Origin of the sequence: Paraburkholderia hospita, from assembly GCF_002902965.1 — a bacterium.
Taxonomy (GTDB): domain Bacteria; phylum Pseudomonadota; class Gammaproteobacteria; order Burkholderiales; family Burkholderiaceae; genus Paraburkholderia; species Paraburkholderia hospita.
Genome location: NZ_CP026108.1, coordinates 875,289 through 894,628, shown reverse-complemented (window position 1 = coordinate 894,628; position 19,340 = coordinate 875,289). Strand labels below are relative to the sequence as shown.

Genomic DNA, 19,340 nt, shown 5'->3' with positions numbered 1-19,340 from the left:
GTGTAGGTTTTTTCGTCGCGAGGTTTCGTCATAGATTGCTTCCCGCTCTGCGTCCTGGCGACCCACATCAGCGATGAGATCGCCGACCTGCACTCCTTGGTGGGCTTCGCCGTTGCGCCACGGATTCGCGCCGGCTCTTTCTCCGCGGCGTCGCCAGCGAGCGCGTTTTGACGAGGCGCGCCGTCCGCAGCCATTTGTGGGTACGCAGTCCAGCGCCCAGTCCGGCTGAAAGTCTTGTAGCCGATCAGCGTTTCTTCAGGCTCTTCCAGACGCCATTAGGCATCACACGATTGCACATTGCAGATTGCAAGCCGGAGGCGTAATTTCATGCCACGGACGCACTTTGCGGCGTAGCCGCCTGAACCGGCCAGCCTTGCAGATGCTGCGCGACCATCTCGCCGAGCGCCGCGATCCATGCGGGCGACGCATTCAGGCAAGGAATGGCGTGAAAAACTTTCCGGCCGGCATGAACGAACTCGTCGCGCACTTCCATGCCGATTTCCTCGATCGTCTCCAGGCAATCCGCCGTGAAGCCCGGACAGAACACGTCCGCTCGATGCACGCCCGCCGCGCCCAGCTCCTTCAACGTCGGCGCCGTATAGGGCTGAAGCCATTCGGCCTTGCCGAAGCGCGACTGGAACGTCACGCGGCATTCGACGGACGTGAGCCCGAGCGCATGCATCAACAGCGACGCCGTCTGCTGACATTGATCGTGATACGGATCGCCGAGATCGAGTGTGTGCTTCGGCACGCCATGAAAGCTCAGTACGAGCTTGTCGCCCGCCGCGAAGTCAGGACGGCCGTGCGTATGCCAGTAGTGATTCACCTGCGCCGCGAGCGCCGCGATATACGCGGGATGATCCGCGTACTGCCGCACCGTGCGGATTTCCGGCTGGTTGCGCATGCGTTTGAGTGCCGCGAACGCGTCGTCGAATGCGGTGGCCGTGGTCGACGACGAATACTGCGGGTACATCGGCATCAGCAAGATGCGCTCGGCGCCCGCGAGCTTCAGCTGGTTCAGCATGGCCGGGATGTCGGGCGTGCCGTAGCGCATCGCGTAGTCGACGATCACCGTGTAGTCGTTCAGATGCAGCAGATGCCGCAGCCCTTCGACCTGCTTTTGCGCATGCACGCGCACGGCGAACCTTCCGGCATCCACACCGACGCGTACTTCTTCGCCGACGCCACGCCGCGAAACGGCAGGATGAACAAACGCAGGATGATCTGCCACACGAACGCCGGAATCTCGACCACACGCGGATCCGACAGGAACTGCGCGAGATAGCGGCGCACGGCGCGAGGCGTCGGCGCATCGGGCGTGCCGAGGTTGATCAGCAACACGGCGACGCGATGTGCCGTGGCAGACTGCAAGGGCCGCTCGAGGTCGAAGCGCATAGGCAAGAGACAAGAGCCGCGCGAAGGCGCGGCACCTAATGGACTGAAAGCTCATTATAGCGGCGCGCTCTGCGAGCGATACCTGGACGTCCGGCCGATTGGCACGGAGAAAGCGCAGCGCATGCTAGACACCGGATATTCGCCGTCGGGATTGGCGGACGCACGCGGTGAAGCTGTTCATGAGCGGCGGGATTTGTGCACATATCAGTGTTCAAAAGCCTCTCTCAACCGTCGGACATACTTTAAAGCTTGCTCGGGAGTGGCAATATTGGCAAATCCCATCAGCAAACCAACCGGGGATCGACGGCGTATGCACCATTCACTCAAGGCCATTATTGCTAAACCTTTGGCATTGGCAGCGGCAGCGAATGCCTTATCGTTGTACTTTGGTTTTAGATGTGCAACCACATGAATTCCCCCCGCGCGTTCGGGAACCAGTAGCATATCGCCGAACACCTGAGCCAAAGCCTGAACAAGATATTCGCGTCTTGTTGCGTAAAGTGAACGCATTTTCTTGATGTGCCGAGCAAAATGGCCCTGCTCCATGAAATCGGCTACGGTGGCCTGAAAAAGGACTGGGCTGCTTCCAAGTTGCGCCATCGAATTCCGGAACTTGCCGATTTCATGCTCAGGAACCACCAGGTAGGCCAGTCGCAATCCTGGGTATAGCACCTTGCTGAAAGTGCCGGCATATAGCACGCGGCCCGCGTGGTCCAGGCTCTTCAGAGGAGGGAGGGGCCGGCCGTCGTATCTGAACTCGCTGTCATAATCGTCTTCGATGATCCATGCGCGCTGAGCTTGAGCCCAATCCAATAACGCCAATCTCCGCGGTAGTGACAGGGCGACGCCGGAGGGACTTTGATGTGTCGGCGTAACCACTGCGAACCGGGCGTCAACCGCGTGACGCAGTCCGGATTCCACGTTTAGGCCATCGTCATCTACCGGCAACGGAACCAATTGCATGCCGGCATCTTCGAGGAACCGCCGAGCGTGCAGATACCCTGGATCCTCGAACCAGCCGCTATCGCCGTGTCGGAACAAGGTGCGTCGGATCAGCTCCAATGCTCCGCGGTATCCTGCGGTTACGAAAACCTGATCGGGCGTGCAGGCTATACCGCGTGAAACCGCGAGATAAGCGGCAATCGCCCGCCGCAGCGGCTCATATCCGTTTGGATCCGCGTTGACCATGTCCGCGACGTTCATCGCGCGCAAATTTCGCCCCGCGAGCCGAACCCAGGTTTTCCGGGGAAAAGCATCCAGTGCGGGCAAACCCAACTGCAAAGGCTTGGAGGCGGCTAGTTTGATCTGACCTGATCGGGGAAGAACGCTCGACCCAACCGGTGTCGTAGCGCTGACGCGCCCATCAAGCTGCGGAGACACGACCGTGCCTGCCGGGCCGCGCCCTATCAGGTAGCCTTCGCTGCTCAACATCTGATACGCCGCCTCGACGGTACCGCGTGCGAGATTCAGCTCACTCGCGAGACTTCGAATCGAAGGCACGCGGTCGCCAGGAGCCAGTTTGCCGGTGGCGATTGCATTTCGAAAACGCCAATACAACTGCAAATAGATCGGCGACTGACGATCGGTCAGCGACTTGAAGTCGGGTAAATGCATCTCGATGTCCCAGTCCGTTGAATATTTCTTGTGCCTGTTGAGTAGGTCACTCTTCTTCTAAACTTGCGGCTCGGTAACTCGGATATCGCCATGACATTAACCTCCTTACGTCATATCGACAACGATCAAGATTGTATCGCCTGCTATGCCGTCATGCTGGAGTTGCGACCGAACCTAATCGGGCCGGGTGCCTTTGTCGCACAGTTACGAAGGCAGCGGGAACAGGGCTACCGGCTGCTCGCTGCATGGCAGGGAGAAGAGATCGTTGCGCTGGCGGGTTATCGGTTACAGGAAAACCTGCTCTATGGCCGCTTTGTCTATATCGATGATCTGGTGGTAGGCGCTGGCGCGCGCAGCCAAGGCCTTGGGCGACGACTGATCGAAGCGGTACGTGAAGAGGCGAAACGACTGCGCTGTGATCGGCTTGTGCTCGACACAGGTTTGTCTAACGCGTTTGCTCAGCGCTTTTACTTCCGACAAGGGTTGCTGGCAACAGGATTGCATTTTGTTGAGGCGGTTGACTGATGAGTACCTTTCTTCTGTTGGAATGCAGCCCGCACGGTGAGCGCTCACTGGGTGGCCAGGTGGCGCGCGAGGCTATCGAACAGTTCCGGTTTGGACGCCCGGAAGTCCGGCTCGTGACGCGCAACGTCGCTACTGACGGGTTGCGCGCGCTTTCAGCAGCGTACGCACAGGGTCTATTTGAGTCATGGACGCATACGTCGGATGCCTTCCCGGATTCCGAACAGTTGATTGCTGAACTGGAGCAAAGCGCTTGCGTGCTGATTTCCACGCCGATGCATAACTTCGCAGTGCCCTCGGCACTGAAGGTATGGGTCGATCACGTTGTGCGTGACGGACGCACGTTCAAACGAGGAAATGGGGGGAAGATTGGGCTACTCAAAGATCGCCCTGCACTCGTGCTTGTTCGGTCTAGCACGCCATGCTTTGGGGAAAAAACGAGTCAACCTGATTTCCTGACGCCGTATCTGCGCCATGTTTTTTCTGTTATGGGGATTCATAGCACCGAGTTCGTTTATCTGGCGGGGGAAGACCCGACAGTGGGCGACATAGCGATTGCCCGCGCAAAACTGACCGCATCGCTTGAATTTTCATCACGGGTGTTCCGGTCTGTGCGCAAAGCAGAGCGGACTGGACGGTAGGAAGGTTCGATTTTCAACCACGGATGGTTTGCGCGGCGGGTACGACGTCCGAATATCAAAGTGCCTGAGGCGAAGCGATACCGAAGATTACGCTCAGGTTGGCTAATTGTCGACTTATGCATCCGTCGGCTGGCTATTGTTTAATAGGTAGTCGAACCAGTGTGTGCCAACGCAGTTTTTACAAAATTTTCGGCGAGGAGTGTGGTGGGCATTTCGGAATCTTCTCTACGCATTACTAGCGCTCCCGGCGGTTACGAAAAGACTCACGGATCACAATGGCGGCTTGCGACGCGGACGGACGTCGATTCCGTTGCTGACGGCGATCCATAACAAGACCGATTTGAGCGCCTTTAGCCGTTCCTATGTGGCGACGCCGACCAGGATACGACCGTTCTGAAGAGATGTAGCATATGCGTACTAAACAAAGTTTTCACTTAATAATCGCGATTGCAGCTTCTGCTATTGGATTAGCCGCGTGCGGAAAGAAGGAATCCGTTCCAAGCCCTCAATTACCTGAAATCGGCTTTGTGACCGTGAATCCGCAAGCAGTACCCATCTTCACTGAGCTACCGGGACGCACAAGTGCGTATCTGGTCGCACAGGTACGTGCACGAGCAGACGGGATTGTACTTAGCCGTGACTTTGTTGAGGGAACTGAGGTAAGGGCAGGTCAACGCCTTTACAAGATCGACCCCGCTCCGTACATCGCCAAGGTCGATGCCGCAAAGGCAGCTCTTGCCAAGGCCGAAGCAAGTCTTATTACGGCGAGCGCCTTGGCAAAGCGGGATAAGGTGCTGGTCGCGGCGAGTGCGATTAGCGAGCAGGATTATGAGAACGCCGTATCCGCGGAGAGGTCAGCGGCCGCAGATGTCGCTGCAGGGAAGGCGGAAGTGGAGACGGCACAAATCAATCTTCGCTACACCGACGTAGTTGCACCTGTGACAGGTCGCACAGGTGTATCGCAGGTTACGCCAGGCGCATACGTTCAGGCGAGTCAGGCGACTTTGATGGATACGATTCAGGAGATGGATCGCGTATATGTCGATGTCGCACAAGCCAGCCTCGACGGGCTCAAACTTCGTCGCGAGATTCAAGAGGGGCGTCTAAAAACGTCCGGTGCAAATGCGGCGCAAGTCACCTTAATTCTCGAAGACGGCCGTGAGTATTCGCACAAGGGGACTTTGCAATTCTCTGACGTGACCGTGGATCAATCTACGGGTTCCGTCACGTTGCGGGCGGTGTTTCCGAATCCCGATCGCGTCCTGCTGCCTGGTATGTTCGTCCAGGCGCGTATAGAGAAAGGAATCGACGAACATGCGTTTCTTGTACCACAGGTTGGCGTCACGCACGACCAGAAGGGGCGGGCGAACGTACTCGTAGTGGGCGCCGATAACAAGGTGGTTGAGCGCTCTCTTGTCACCGCCGGCACTTACGGTAGTGACTGGGTCGTCGACAGTGGCTTGCAGCCGGGAGATCGAGTGATCGTACAAGGCGCAGGAAAAGTGCGCCCGGGCATGACGGTGCAGGCTGTTCCGGCGACAAACGCGGCGACAGTGAAGGGCTCCTCCGTTGAATCTGTCTCCCGGCGCAGCCCTTCACCGGGTGCATCCGCCTCACAATCTGCAGCCTCTGGCGTTTGAGTAGGAGTAGCGTCAATTGTCCACGTTCTTTATCGATCGCCCGATTTTCGCGTGGGTGATTGCAATTATCCTGATGCTTGCCGGCGCAGCGTCCATCGTCGCGCTTCCAGTCGCCCAGTATCCGCAAATCGCACCGCCTGCGATCCAGATCACGGCAAACTATCCAGGTGCTTCCGCAAAAACCGTCGAAAGTACGGTGACTCAGGTCGTCGAGCAGCAAATGGGCGGTCTCGATCATCTGCTGTACATGTCGTCCAACAGCGATGACTCGGGCGGCTCAACGATTACGATTACATTCGCGCCGGGCACAAACCCGGACACTGCACAGGTTCAGGTGCAGAACAAATTATCCCTTGCTATACCCCTTTTGCCCCAAGCCGTGCAGCAGCTGGGCTTGCAAGTCACGAAATCAACTAGCAGCTACCTGTTATGGATCGCTTTTACATCCGATGATGGGAGCATGTCTTACGTCGACTTGACGGATTATGTCGCGTCGCATGTTCTTGATCCTATCAGCCGTATCAACGGTGTGGGACAGACACGTTTGCTGGGCTCACAGTACGCGATGCGGATATGGCTCGATCCGTCCAAGCTGACTAACTATTCGCTGACGCCACTAGACGTTACGCATGCGATATCGAATCAAAACGTGCAGGTTGCTGCCGGGCAGATCGGGGGCACGCCTGCGGTAACGAACACGGTAATGCAGGCCACCATTACGGCAGCCACTCTTCTCCGAACGCCAGAGCAATTCGGCAACATCCAGTTGAGGGTCAACCAGGATGGCTCCCAGGTACGTCTGAAAGACGTGGCTAGAATTGAGCTGGGCGCCGAGACGTACAGCTTCGATACGAAGTTTAAGGGGCAGCCCGCTGCCGGCTTCGGAATCCAGCTGGCGCCGGGCGCTAATGCCTTGCAGACGGTCAACGCAATTCAGGCGAAGGTGAAGGAGCTGTCGGCATCGTTCCCGCACGGACTGACCGTCCATTACCCGTATGACAGCTCACCGTTCGTGCACAAATCTATCGAAGAGGTCGTTAAGACGCTGATCGAAGGGATAGTGCTTGTTTTCCTGGTGATGTACCTGTTCATGCAGAACCTGCGTGCGACGTTGATCCCGACGATTGCCGTACCTGTTGTTTTGCTTGGCACGCTTGGCATCGCGAACGTGCTCGGTTTTTCGATCAACGTGCTGTCGATGTTTGGACTCGTGCTCGCAATCGGCCTGCTTGTCGACGATGCGATTGTGGTCGTCGAGAACGTAGAACGGGTGATGATGGAAGAGGGGCTATCTCCACGAGAGGCAACTCGCAAGGCGATGGAGCAGATTACAGGCGCACTGGTCGGTGTCGCATTGGTCCTGTCGGCTGTATTTGTTCCGGTCGCGCTCTCTGGTGGGTCTGTCGGCGCGATCTATAGAGAATTTTCCGTGACTATTGTCTCGGCAATGGTCCTGTCGGTACTCGTTGCACTGATTTTGACCCCGGCGCTTTGCGGGACGATCTTAAAACCGATTCCGCGCGGTCACCAGACCGAAAAGGGAGGTTTCTTCGGCTGGTTCAACCGGATGTTCGATCTGAGTCGCGGCAAATACCAAGGTGGTGTGCATCACGTCATCCGACGCTCGGGGCGCTGGATACTAATTTACCTCGCCGTTATCGCGGGCGTTGGAGCACTTTTCATACAGTTGCCGAAGTCCTTCCTTCCCGACGAGGACCAGGGGTACATGTTCGTCATTGTGCAGACCCCACCCGGTTCGACGAAGGAAATAACCGGACGCACCCTTTCAGACATCAACGACTACTTGCTGACTAGCGAGAAGGACGTCGTAGATTCGGTGTTTACGATGAATGGGTTCAGCTTTGCGGGACGGGCTCAGAACGCGGGTCTTGCGTTTGTAAAACTGAAGGACTTCGAGCAGCGCCAGCACGCAGATCAAAGTGTTCACATGTTGATCCGGCGCGTGGCCGCACACTACGCGAAGTACAAGGATGCAAAAGTCATTCCGTTTAACCCTCCTGCGATTCGTGAATTGGGTACGGCATCTGGCTTTGACTTTGAGTTGACGGACAACGCTGGCGTTGGACATGAGGCTCTGATGGATGCCAGAAATCAACTGCTACGGATGGCTTCCGAGGATCCGGTACTGTCGCTGGTACGTCCTAACGGCCTAAACGACACGTCTACATACGAGGTCAACATCGATAGAGAGAAAGCGCAAGCCCTTGGCGTGTCGCCGTCGGCGATTGATCAATCTTTGTCTATCGCGTGGGCATCTCAATATGTGAACAATTTCCTCGACGCCGACGGTCGGATCAAGCGCGTCTATGTTCAGGCTGACGCGCCATTCCGGAGGACGCCCGAAGACCTGAGTCGGTGGTATGTGCGTAACGACGCGGGGACAATGGTGCCGTTCAGCACTTTTGCTGACAGCCGGTGGGCGTACGGCTCTCCGAAGCTCGAACGTTACAACGGCGTGTCGTCAGTGGAGATTGTGGGTCAGGCTGCGCCTGGAAAGAGCACCGGACAGGCTACGGCGGAAATGGAGGCGCTCGCGAAAAAATTGCCTGCAGGCATCGGTTATTTGTGGACGGGGTTGTCTTTCCAGGAAGTTCAGTCTGGCTCGAAGGCTCCCATCATCTACGGAACGTCGATTCTCGTTGTGTTCCTTTGTCTCGCGGCGTTATACGAGAGCTGGTCGATTCCGTTCTCTGTAATTATGGTCGTGCCGGTCGGCGTCATCGGCGCGCTGCTAGCCACGACACTCCGAGGTCTTGAGAACGACGTTTTCTTCCAGGTCGGTCTTTTGACGACCGTTGGACTGTCAGCAAAAAATGCGATTCTCATTGTCGAATTCGCGCGTGAACTGCAGGATAAGCAAGGGATGGCTCCGATTGATGCGGCACTCGAGGCGGCGCGCCTGCGGCTGCGCCCTATCATCATGACATCCCTCGCGTTTATCTTTGGAGTCTTTCCGCTTGCCGTGAGTAATGGCGCAGGGTCCGCTAGTCAGCATGCAATCGGAACAGGAGTGATCGGCGGAATGCTGACGGCGACGTTCCTGGCGATTTTCCTGATTCCGATGTTCTACGTGAAGGTGCGAACGATGTTCGCTCGACAGGGCGGTGGTATCGATGAGGCCACGCGCACCGTAGAGGAGCATGAGCAGTAAGCGCCTACCCATCGTGATGACGAAATCAACGAGAACCTAATGAGACCCCTTGTCGTAACCATCGTAGCGGGAACGCTTATGGCGGCAGGCTGCACAATGATTCCTGCGTACCAACGCCCTGCCGCGCCAACTTCGAGCCTATATCCCACGGGCGGAGTGTATGCAACGCAGCCTAGTCACGGCGGTGGAGACCGGAGTGCGAGGGATCGCGCCGCGGCCGATATTGGATGGCGTGAATTCTTCGCCGACCCTAGATTGCAAAAACTTGTCGAAATCGCTCTCAGAAATAATCGTGATTTGCGCGTGGCCGTATTCAACGTGGACGCCGATCGCGAGCGCTACCGCATAACCCGGGCTGCTTCACTTCCTGCGATCGACACCGCGGCCGGGGCGAACGTACAACGGACGCCCAAGGATTTGGCAGTCTCTGGACGAACCGTTTCCAGGGATTATAGCGTTGGGCTAAACACGTCTTGGGAGATTGATCTCTGGGGACGCATTCGGAGTCTGAGCGGAGCAGCTCTGGCGCAATATCTTGCAACAGCACAGGCAAGAAAATCAATCCAGATTGCACTTGTGGCGCAGGTCGCCGACGAGTACCTAACGTTGCTTGCGTACGATGACCTCCTGAATGTGACGAAAAATACGCTATCGACAGCGCAGGAATCCTACCGCTTAACGAAGCTTCAGTTTGACACCGGAGTTGGCTCTGAACTTGACCTGAAGGAGGCGCAGAGTGTCGTAGACCATGCACGGGCAAATCTCGAAGCACAAGCCCGTGCTCGGGCCCAAGCTGAGAACGCGCTCGTCCTCCTAATTGGCGAACCGTTGCCGGACGATCTCCCGCTCGGGTTATCACTCGACGCCCAGGATCTGTTAACAGATGTCCCCGCGGGGTTGCCATCGGATTTGCTCTCACGCCGCCCCGACATTATGGAAGCCGAAGAGCAACTGATTGCAGCTAACGCGAACATTGGAGCGGCGCGGGCCGCGTTCTTTCCCAGGATTTCTCTCACCGGCGCTTTCGGTACAGCGAGTCCCTCATTGGGGGACCTGTTCAAGGCCGGATCAGCCGCATGGAGCTTCGCCCCGCAAGTGGCCTTGCCTGTTTTCGAGGGAGGTGCGAATACCGCGAACCTGAATCGAGCAAACGTTCTGAAGCAGATACAGATTGCAAACTATGAGAAAACCCTACAGCCAGCATTCCGTGAGGTCGCGGACGGCCTTGCTGCACGTGGGACATACGACAATGAGATCGCCGCCCTTCGGAGCAACCAGGACGCACAGCAGCGCCGCTTTGATCTGGCGTACGCACGATATCGTAACGGCGCCGACAGTTATCTGTCGGTGTTGACAGCCCAGAACGATCTAGACTCGTCCGAGCGACAGTTGGTAGCTACGCGACTTGCGCGATGGACGAGCATCGTTGACCTTTATCGGGCTCTCGGCGGGGGCTGGTTGGAGCACTCGGGCGATAAAGCACTGGCGCCAGATGCTACTGCGAGCTATGCTCGTGCGAACTCGCCGATGTGAACGCCGGAATTTACCTTGGAGCGCCTTCTTCCAATGGAACCGTGTGATTCTCCATTATCAGCGTGATTCGTGTCGGCAATGGCCTTGTAGCCGTAGCCGACATATTCAACATTCTCCTATGTCTTTCGATTGTCCTGGGTAGTGCCAATCGGAAGTGCGCACCGCCAGCGTCGATCAGGCAGCCATCGAAACAAGAGTGTCAGAGAATTTGTTGTCGATTTGAGGCTTCTCGCTGAAGAGATAGCCAACTCCGTAGACGGTTTGCAGCTGCGGTCCACTTCGATTGTCGAGCGCAAGCTTCGACCTCAACTTGTATATGTGCTGCTCGAGGGACCTGCCAGCCAAGTCCGCGCCCTTGCCCCACACGGCGGCCGCAAGCTGCTCTCGGCTCATTAATTTTCCGGGGTTCGTGAATAGCAGCCACGCAAGGCTCAGCTCCCGCGCTGTTAAATAGACACATTGGTCGCGGAACCTTACAGTGCGGTCGGCCCTGTCGATCGTATATTTTGCCACCGTCACTCGTTCTATTGCCCCTGGGCGCCGACGCATGATCAGGCGCCTGGTTCGCGCCATAATCTCATCGATGCTGGCGGTCTCGATGGCGACTTCATCGACCCCGGCATCCAATGCTTCAATTACGGCATGGCTGTTCCACGAACGGCCGATCATCATCACCGGCAGGTCGGTACGGAAATGGCACGCGCGCCACTTGATCGCAGTGAGGGCCGGCAGGTGACTTTGCGTCGCATCAAACATAATAAGTGCCGTCTCATTATGTTGGAGAAAGCGGAACATCGAGCGCTCGTCTGTGAAACGCGTACAGGCAATTCCGTTCTGTTCGAATGCTCGACTCATCTCGTTGAACAGCGCATCTCTGAAAGTGAAAAAGGCAATTTGCATGTGTACTCCGAATACATCGCAGCCCGTTTCGAGCGGGCCGATACCCCCGTCGTTGGTCTTTGTCGCACGTCTTATCTTGCGGCTTTTGTTTCGAGAATGTCACTCGCCCCATTTCAACGTGGAGCGGTTGTGCTGAACGCGAGTGCAATTTGTCGAATTAACGCGAATACTATATCGAAGGCATCCGATTGCTCGGGGTCTACCCGGCTTCAACTGACGTTTGCGTACGCGTCGGTAGACGAATGCACGCAGCCACAACTCTTCACCGTCGTGGTGTTACGGGGTGGCGTAATTGAGCCGGGATGTGCGGCTTAATCAAACTGGCTGAAGCAGGGATAGAGCGCAGGTTTAGCGTTCCAAGAATGCGGTGTTTTGTCCGGTTTGGCAACCTCGATTTTACGGTCAACAGTCGCATGTGTTGTCGCATGGATATATTGCGTCAAGCAGTGTTGCCTGCGATTGTCAAGAAGAACAACTCTCGGTAATTGACGAGCAATGGCCGTCATCGTTACGCAGTAACGATGTGTGGAAAAAGTTCATACAGTGCCGATGATCGTTGGTTAGGGCATGCACGCGGGGAACCCTTTGGTACTCGTGCATCAGCGCGTAATTGAATGGCTCACGTCGAATTCACAAACCGACAACAATGATTTGTTCTGGCAGTGCTCACTTTCACGAATACATCCATCTAAACTAGTTCCATTGGACCCGAGACATCAGACACCGGACATTTCCTCGAGAAAAATCATGAAAATTGTTCAACTCGTAGTCGCAGCCTCCATCGCGCTGACGACTGCCCCTTCATTTGCGCAATCGACGCCCCTACCGGCCAACGACGAGGTTAGAGCGCAATTAGCCCAGGAAAAGTCGATGTATGGATATTCGGATGCCGATGACCTGACACCGACTGCGACATCGGGTTCTAAACCGACAGTTGCGCCGCCGCATCAGATAACTGGGCTGGAGCTTGGCCGCTACTCTCTATCAGTGGTGAGGCCGTCGTTTTGATTCAGTTGAAGCTTGATTCCACCTGAGCTACGGGGGATGGGCGCGCTTATTGTCGATGACGAACAGTGGGCACTGATCGAACCATTGCTGCAGACGCCAAAACCACGGCGCAAGAAATATCCAGGCCGGTTGCCGGCTGCGAACCGATTCGCACTGAACGGCATCCTGTTCGTACTCGAGACCGGTATCCGCTGGCGCGACCCCGACAAAATTGGGATTCGGCTCGGGTTTAACGTGCTGGAGACGGTTGCACGAGTAGCATAAGGCCGGCGTGTGGAAACGATTGCACGAGCTATTGTTGACTAGGTAACGCGAGGCCGGCAAACAGGATTTCACGAGCAGCTGTCGACTCTTCATCTGTGCGAGCCGTTGGGGCGGGCGAAAAACCGGTCCGAACCCCACGGATCGCGCGCAACCAGGGGCCAGGCACCACATCCTCGTAGACGCCAATGGCGTTCCTCTCAGCGCGATCCCGACAGGCGCGAATCGCAACGACGTCATTCAACTGCTGCCGCTGGTGGACGCCATTCCACCGATTCGCGGCGTACATGGCCGGCCGCTTCACAAACCCAAGGTCATCTACGCATACCGCGGCTACGACTCCAAGGCGCATCTCCCAGAAACTTCGCGAGCGCGACATCAAACCAGTGATAGCCAAATGCCGGACAGGGCACGGCAGTGGTCTGGGCAAATTCAGCTGGGTTGTCGAACGTACACATGCGTGGCTTCACAACTCCCGTCGTCTTCGTATTCGCTTCGAACGTCGGGTCGACATTCATGAAGCGTTTCTCAAACTTGGTTGCTCTCGTCTGCTGGAAGATATTCAGACGGACGGAGCTGCGTTTAGAGGGTAGCCGCGCTCCCTCCCGGAAACGCGGTCCCCGAAGAACGGTACGTGCGACTTTCCCCGCATATGGCTCGCGCACGGCATTAAGCATCGCGCCGATGCCGGTTGTACCTGTGCATCCACGACCTTTGCCAGCTTTACGTCGTCGATTCGTCCCGTTGCCGGGACAAGAGCGCTGAACCGTAGTCCAGCCGGTCTCTCTCAAGCATCCCTTTGATGAATCCCAGATGCAGACCAACGACAGCCGCACCACGCGCACGTCAGCGCCCTTTCAGGTCGGGGCAAATCTTGAACCCGTACGTCACCCGTTACAGGCAACCTTTCCCTTCTTGCGCGTTCTCACCCCCGCTTTCCCAACCGTGTTCCTCACGGTCCACCTGCCGCTCGTGCTCTTCATTTGTACAACGACACAGACAACGCGTGACATATTCGATATCGTTACTGTATAACGCGATACGGAGCTTGACCACGGCTGGAACGAACGTTACGCTCGATCTCACTGTTGGGCTGGTCATCCCGGACAGTGTGCTCATGCCATAGAGCCCCTGAAATAGCCCGCCAATATCCTCCATTGGCGGGCTTTTTTTTCAACTGTTGGAGCGTGGGTGCGGCACCTTCTTTTGCGCGTTGCAGTTCGCCGATATCGTGTTCGAGCTTGCACGCCGGAGGGCTTGACGCGGATAAAAGCGCACTCGCAGCGGAGATCACAGACTTGCTCAAATACCCTCGTATATTTCACGATACCAAAAGAAGCCGGAATGCCCCCTCAAGCTGCCAACACGACTTTGCCTCGTTGCCGACATCCAGCACGCGGCGACCATCGAACGGAACAGATCGTCGATGATGTTGCGGAACGGGTGCAAATCGGAGAACAGGCTTCATGCAACTCAGGCGGCGCTCGCGGGTGCATTGCGTTCGTCTGTAATGGGAGAATTGGCTGGCTCACTGCTACATGATATCAATCAGCCGTTGGTGTAGTCGCTGATTATGCGGGGACGATGCGGGGTTGGCTTGACCAGGTGGAACCCGACTTGAGGGAGGTACGCGACGCGGCGCATGGCCTGATTGACGCGGCGGTCAACGCGGGTGAGATCGCCGCTAGGCTAAAAGCGATTGCTCGTACACAGTCAGTCAAGATGTCGAATATCGATCTTGATGCCGCAAAAGATTTCGTGCGCGTTACAGTGGAAATGGTGTCTCACTGACAATGAAGACGTCGAGCGCATTTTCGAACCACTTCCGGCAGCGCGGACCGGCGATATAGGAATGGGGTTATCCGTCTCCCGCTCAATCACAGAACCTCAAGGGCGCGTGTGTGGGTAGAGCCGGGCTCTGATGAGGGGACAATCCCTTTGTTTCGAATTGCGTTCTTACGCGTGCGAGGACCTTCCCGAGAACGGGTTGAATGCAGCGCCATTTTCGCTCTCCGATGGGACATGGGCAGCGTAGCATACCAGGCCAAGCCATCGTAACCGGGAAGTTTCCCTGACCGGATGCATGTCCTGAGGTTGCCCCAGATGAGCGGCCTTACGCGGCATGTCACGTTCGCTTCGCCTGCCGATAATCGCGCGGTCCTGTGCCATGCACTTCCTTGAAGGCACGTGCGAAGCTCGCGCGGCTTGCATAGCCGCAGTTGCGGGCGACCTGGTCGACTGTGTAAATCCCCGTGTCAAGCTGGGAGGCTGCCTGCCCCATCCGGAGATCGCGCAAAAGCTGCATCGGCGTGCGTCCGATCACGCTGGTAAAACGTGCCATGAAGCTTGACCGGCTCTGATTGGCTGTGTTCGCGAGGCTTGCAATTGTATGATTTGCACCAGGTTCCGCGACCATTTCAGCGAGGGCCCGCGCAATTTTCGGATCGCTGAGCATGGAAAAGCGCTCTTTCCACAGGTTGTTGGATTTGAGCGAGCGGCGCAGCAGAGCGACGATGACCTGCTTTAATAAGGCCCCGGTCATGGCTCCAACTGCGATTTCTTGTGCCACCAGTTCCTGGAGCATTGTCTTCAACTGATGCTCCAGGTGGTCGCTCGCGTCAAACTGCTCAACGATGGGAGTGGAAAGCGTACTAAACAGGTCGACTGACGGGCCATACTGTGCCTGAAAAAGACCACGGATCATTATCGTCTTCGGCTCGGACTCGCGCGCATTAAATCGATATATGGAGTTCACTAGTCCTGCGTCCTCCTCGCGCGTGAAGACTCTGGTAGCGAGCGGGGGCGAGCCATTGGAAGCGGGCACTTCAATTTCCATCGGGCACCTGGGCGGAACGATGATCAGCGTGTGTGGCTTCAACTTCACGGACGGTCCCTTTTTTAAGTGAAGTTTACCAGTACCTGAGAGAATGTAATGAAGTCCCGGCTCGGTATGGCCGTCGATGATGACTTTGAAACCGGGGCTAACCAGGCATTCCGAAAGTCCGATTACCTGAACCTCGAGGAGAGTGATCAGGCTGTTCAGGTCAGACTGAGAGATGGAGGATGCATCGCGCGCCGCCAAGATTCTAGTCCTTCGAGTGCGTTCGTTCACTTCGTTGAGCAGTGCACTTTGAAAGATTGTCGCAGCGAATCGGGTTCAAACGAAGAGCGAATCTTGCGTTCATCGGTATACCGTACTTGTCGTGAGGCAGCCTCGCATACATCCGCCTTGAAGCAATCGGACCTTCAACCGAAATCGTCAGAAATTATATTGAACATATAGCTGCTCAAAGTCGATGCCAGGATTTGGTTCCTTGATGCTCGCGTTAGATAGATGCTGGAAGCGAAAACCGGCCGCATACTGCTGGCGGCTCCCAAAGCTTGCGCCGACGCCGACCATGTCTGCGAACTGAAAAGCACTGGACATCGTGTAGTGACTGGAAATTGAGGGGTGTGAAAGCAGTCGGACGCCGACTCCAGCCTCAACGAAAGGGCGAATCGCGCCACTACTTTTGATGAAACGGAAGACGGGCGTCACACCAAACTCGAAAACGTTGTCATGCACATCCGCCTTGCTCGAGTGCCAGTAAGCGACATGCCCTTCGAAGACTGCCGCGAAGTGCCAGCCACCGATCTCCCACCATGACCACTGTGGATCCCACACACCACCGAGATCTACTTTACTCTCGTGCACGTCATGACTGTTTGCGACGCCGCCCGCGACCTGTACTCCAAACTGATCCGCACGAGCGAGTCCTGGTGCGGCGAATGAGAGCGCCATCAAAGAGGCGGCCCGAATAAGTGGACGAGACATTAAGCCGGAAAAGCCGCGAACAATTGGATGCCCGAGAAGTCCTTTTAGATTTTTCACTTGTGTTCGATTTGGTGATAGGTTGACCTTACGCGGAACCTAACGGGATCGGGACCGCGCATCGACGTAACGTAGCTTTTTTACGGCTGACGGTTGGGAACAAGTTTACCCATGTACCGGACGTCCCGGAGCGTTGGCGCAGCTATACATGCGTATAAAAAATTCACCTTTAAGCGGAATTCCCCGGGGGCGACCCGGAGGGGGATTTTGTTCGCGGCACCGCGTGAAGTGCAACCCAGAACCGGTCGCGGTTGGCTTTGCCTGAAAGTCTTCGATGCTAGCCGCGATGCTCGGCGATCGGGCTTGCGAAGCGGGTATCGCGAGGACACCCTGATGCGTGACTTCTAGTATGCGACGTTGAGGGCAGTCGCCCTGCGCTCACAAGACGGCGCCATTGCCCGGTTCTCATGCCCGTCTTGTTGGTGAACGAGCGCCGACATGCGGCCACGGATCGGTATCCGACTGAGTCAGCTACGGCTTCCGTGCTCATCACCGGCTTCTTGAGTTCATTGGCAGCCCGGCTCATGCGGATGTCGGTGAGCATTTCGCTTGCGGAGCGCGGAATCTTGTTTGAAAGTGCCGCATGAAGGTGGCGCGTGACATGCCGCACAAGCCAGCCAGATCAGGCAGGTTCCACGGCCGCGCTAGATCGGTGAACATGCGAAAATGGCGGGCACCAGTCGTGGATGTCCCGCAAGCGCGAGCAAGCCTGCGGGGGCCTGTTCGGACTCACTCGCTGCGCGGAGCGTGAGTGTGAACAGCGCTGAAGAAAGGGCGTTGAGGAGGGCGCGGCCGCCCGGTTTGTCGCTGACGGATTATTCGCGCATCAGCGCTACAAGACTGGACAGCTGGTTCGAGGCAGATACCGGTCCCTGTTTCGCCGATCCGGCGGCCGCCGCCCGTACCACCAGATTGGTCGGGAGGGAATCGCGAATCAGCCGATCATGGGGCGGTCCGATGAAATTTCGGTGCATCACATATTCGGATGCTCGCCATCGCTCTGGTTGAGCGTCCATCCTGCAGACACCTGGCGATTATAGGTAGGACCTGGTGCATGCCCACTGCCATCATGGAGCACATGGGCTGACCCGCGAGTCAAAAGCACGATGTCTCCGTGCCGCCAGTTCCCTAGTGGTTCCCGCCTCGGGATACTCAATAATGGCCCAGCCTTTCAGGACGACGCCAGCGATGGTGATCATTTGCAGCAGATGGCTCAGCCAGTCGACTTGGGACATAGGACCTCCGGAACTTGCGACGCTCTAGCATCTTATGCTGGTAGCAGACCCGTTGACGCATGACGCGGCCCTGTGTGCGGCCTAATCAGACCCGCGGCGTGGACTATCAGCATGATGCTGCGACCACAAGGATGGCGAGGTGGCGAGCGAGCCTTGAAGTCGAGCCCGCGCCAGCTATCATGTAAACTGTTTTCGATATTGAACAAACCCTGAACGATCAACAATGCGGTCATAAAGCTGCATCGCGTTATTGTTGGATTCGTGCGTCAACCAATGCACACGGGCTGCCCGATTGCGTCTCGCATCAGCGAAAACATGCTCGATCAGCGCCCGGCCGACGCCGCGGCCGCGCGCATTGTCAGCAACAAATAAGTCCTGAAGATAGCAATAATTGCCGGTCGTCCAGGTCGATCGGTGGTAGATCAAATGCACCATCCCTAACGCTTGTTCTCCTGCGATGGCAAGCGCTGCGTACATTGGTTCTGCCGGATCTAGGAGGCGTGCCCAAGTCTGGAGGGTAACGGGCTCCGGGATATCCACTTCGTAAAATTGCTGATAGCCTTTCCACAGCGGAAGCCAGATATCAAAATCGGTGCTCTCGACTGCTCGGATCTGGACTGATTGCATAGAATGCTCCTAAAAAAGACACGCTAACGATGATGAGACCCGCATGTATTTGTGCACTGGCCATCATCCGTTGGGATCAATAGTCGCTGCAGAGTGTCGCTCCTTAAGCACCTTATCCCCTCGGCCTTTCGTTATGCAGCCGTCACTTGCAGTCCGCGCTGTACCGCTGGCCGCGAAAGACCATGGTCGAGCCAGCGCTGGACGTTCTTGAACCGGTCGAACCCGACGAGTTCCCGTGCCTCATAGAAGCCGATCAGGTTGCGCACCCAGCCGAGCAGCGAGATGTCTGCAATGCTATATCCGTAGTCCATCACCCATTGGCGAGTCGCCAGTCGTTCGTCAAGGACGCCGAGCAGACGCGCTGACTCGGCTGCGTAGCGATCGCGCGGGCGCTTGTCCTCGTATGCCTTGCCGGCGAATTTGTTGAAGAAGCCAACCTGGCCGAACATCGGCCCCACACCACCCATTTGCCACATCAGCCACTGGATTGTTTCGTAGCGCGTGTTTGGATCGCTCGAGAGGAACTGTCCGGTCTTGTCGGCGAGATAGATCAGGATTGCTCCCGATTCGAACAATGCGAGTGGATGGCCGCTCGGCCCGTTAGGGTCGAAGATCGCTGGAATCTTGCCATTGGGGTTGAGCGTCAGGAAAGCCGATTCCTGGTTCTCGTTTGCGATGATGTCGATGCGGTGCGGCTCATATGCGAGACCTGTCTCCTCCAGCATGATCCCGACCTTCACGCCGTTGGGCGTTGGGAGGGAAAAGAGCTGGAGCCTATCTGGGTGCTTCGCTGGCCAGCGCGTGAAAATCGAATGATTGAGTGTCACTTTTTTCTCCTAGACTCGGCCGTTTATACGAAAAGCCCGGCCGCCTTCCCACGGCTCTTTCCTCTAGGTGCCCGGGCTTCGGTGCCATGCGCAC

Annotated in this window: 13 protein-coding genes and 3 pseudogenes; 8 read left to right on the top strand and 8 right to left on the bottom strand. The window is 56.7% G+C overall.

What is annotated here, in order from left to right; genetic code table 11:
• Positions 1 to 325: 325 nt before the first annotated feature.
• Positions 326 to 1,395, bottom strand: a pseudogene (gene hemH / locus C2L64_RS48410) (ferrochelatase).
• 204 nt (positions 1,396 to 1,599) lie between these two features.
• Positions 1,600 to 3,009 (bottom strand): MocR-like pyridoxine biosynthesis transcription factor PdxR, encoded by a 1,410-nt coding sequence (gene pdxR / locus C2L64_RS48405; protein WP_103154276.1) that lies wholly within the window; start codon positions 3,007 to 3,009, stop codon positions 1,600 to 1,602.
• Positions 3,010 to 3,099: 90 nt separating this feature from the next.
• On the opposite strand from pdxR, the gene C2L64_RS48400 reads away from it, so the two are divergent.
• The 5 genes from C2L64_RS48400 to C2L64_RS48380 all read left to right on the top strand — a co-directional run bounded on the left by C2L64_RS48400 (position 3,100) and on the right by C2L64_RS48380 (position 10,517).
• The gene (locus C2L64_RS48400) at positions 3,100 to 3,534 is read left to right on the top strand and encodes a GNAT family N-acetyltransferase (protein WP_103154275.1); all 435 of its coding nucleotides are present in this window, start codon (positions 3,100 to 3,102) and stop codon (positions 3,532 to 3,534) included.
• Positions 3,534 to 4,172, top strand: coding sequence for an FMN-dependent NADH-azoreductase (locus C2L64_RS48395; protein WP_103154274.1), 639 nt, complete (start codon positions 3,534 to 3,536; stop codon positions 4,170 to 4,172). Before C2L64_RS48400 ends, C2L64_RS48395 begins: the two co-directional genes overlap by 1 nt.
• Before the next feature lie 410 nt (positions 4,173 to 4,582).
• Entirely contained in the window at positions 4,583 to 5,812 is a 1,230-nt protein-coding gene (locus C2L64_RS48390; protein ID WP_103154273.1) for an efflux RND transporter periplasmic adaptor subunit, read from the top strand.
• Between the two features lie 16 nt (positions 5,813 to 5,828).
• Entirely contained in the window at positions 5,829 to 8,984 is a 3,156-nt protein-coding gene (locus C2L64_RS48385; protein ID WP_103154272.1) for an efflux RND transporter permease subunit, read from the top strand.
• A 39-nt stretch (positions 8,985 to 9,023) separates the two neighbouring features.
• Entirely contained in the window at positions 9,024 to 10,517 is a 1,494-nt protein-coding gene (locus C2L64_RS48380) for an efflux transporter outer membrane subunit (protein WP_103154271.1), read from the top strand.
• 174 nt (positions 10,518 to 10,691) lie between these two features.
• On the opposite strand, the gene C2L64_RS48375 is transcribed toward C2L64_RS48380, so the two are convergent.
• Positions 10,692 to 11,417 (bottom strand): winged helix-turn-helix transcriptional regulator, encoded by a 726-nt coding sequence (locus tag C2L64_RS48375; protein ID WP_103154270.1) that lies wholly within the window; start codon positions 11,415 to 11,417, stop codon positions 10,692 to 10,694.
• 747 nt (positions 11,418 to 12,164) lie between these two features.
• On the opposite strand from C2L64_RS48375, the gene C2L64_RS48370 reads away from it, so the two are divergent.
• The 3 genes and pseudogenes from C2L64_RS48370 (at position 12,165) to C2L64_RS48355 (ending at position 14,477) form a co-directional block, all read left to right on the top strand.
• Positions 12,165 to 12,425 (top strand): hypothetical protein, encoded by a 261-nt coding sequence (locus C2L64_RS48370; protein ID WP_103154269.1) that lies wholly within the window; start codon positions 12,165 to 12,167, stop codon positions 12,423 to 12,425.
• A gap of 36 nt (positions 12,426 to 12,461) precedes the next feature.
• A pseudogene (locus C2L64_RS48365) lies at positions 12,462 to 13,262 on the top strand (IS5 family transposase); the annotation flags it as partial.
• Positions 13,263 to 14,291: 1,029 nt separating this feature from the next.
• The gene (locus C2L64_RS48355; protein WP_158660646.1) at positions 14,292 to 14,477 is read left to right on the top strand and encodes a hypothetical protein; all 186 of its coding nucleotides are present in this window, start codon (positions 14,292 to 14,294) and stop codon (positions 14,475 to 14,477) included.
• 334 nt (positions 14,478 to 14,811) lie between these two features.
• Here C2L64_RS48355 and C2L64_RS48350 read toward each other — a convergent pair whose 3' ends face one another.
• From C2L64_RS48350 to C2L64_RS48330, 5 genes and pseudogenes are all read right to left on the bottom strand, one after another.
• Positions 14,812 to 15,768 (bottom strand): helix-turn-helix domain-containing protein, encoded by a 957-nt coding sequence (locus C2L64_RS48350; protein ID WP_103154396.1) that lies wholly within the window; start codon positions 15,766 to 15,768, stop codon positions 14,812 to 14,814.
• A 177-nt stretch (positions 15,769 to 15,945) separates the two neighbouring features.
• Complete coding sequence (locus tag C2L64_RS48345; RefSeq protein ID WP_279636275.1) at positions 15,946 to 16,467, bottom strand: acyloxyacyl hydrolase; 522 nt, start codon at positions 16,465 to 16,467, stop codon at positions 15,946 to 15,948.
• Positions 16,468 to 16,927: 460 nt separating this feature from the next.
• A pseudogene (locus C2L64_RS48340) lies at positions 16,928 to 17,792 on the bottom strand (AraC family transcriptional regulator); the annotation flags it as partial.
• Positions 17,793 to 17,969: 177 nt separating this feature from the next.
• Positions 17,970 to 18,419 (bottom strand): GNAT family N-acetyltransferase, encoded by a 450-nt coding sequence (locus tag C2L64_RS48335; RefSeq protein ID WP_103154265.1) that lies wholly within the window; start codon positions 18,417 to 18,419, stop codon positions 17,970 to 17,972.
• Between the two features lie 131 nt (positions 18,420 to 18,550).
• Positions 18,551 to 19,246 (bottom strand): glutathione S-transferase N-terminal domain-containing protein, encoded by a 696-nt coding sequence (locus C2L64_RS48330; RefSeq protein ID WP_103154264.1) that lies wholly within the window; start codon positions 19,244 to 19,246, stop codon positions 18,551 to 18,553.
• Between the last annotated feature and the right edge of the window lie 94 nt (positions 19,247 to 19,340).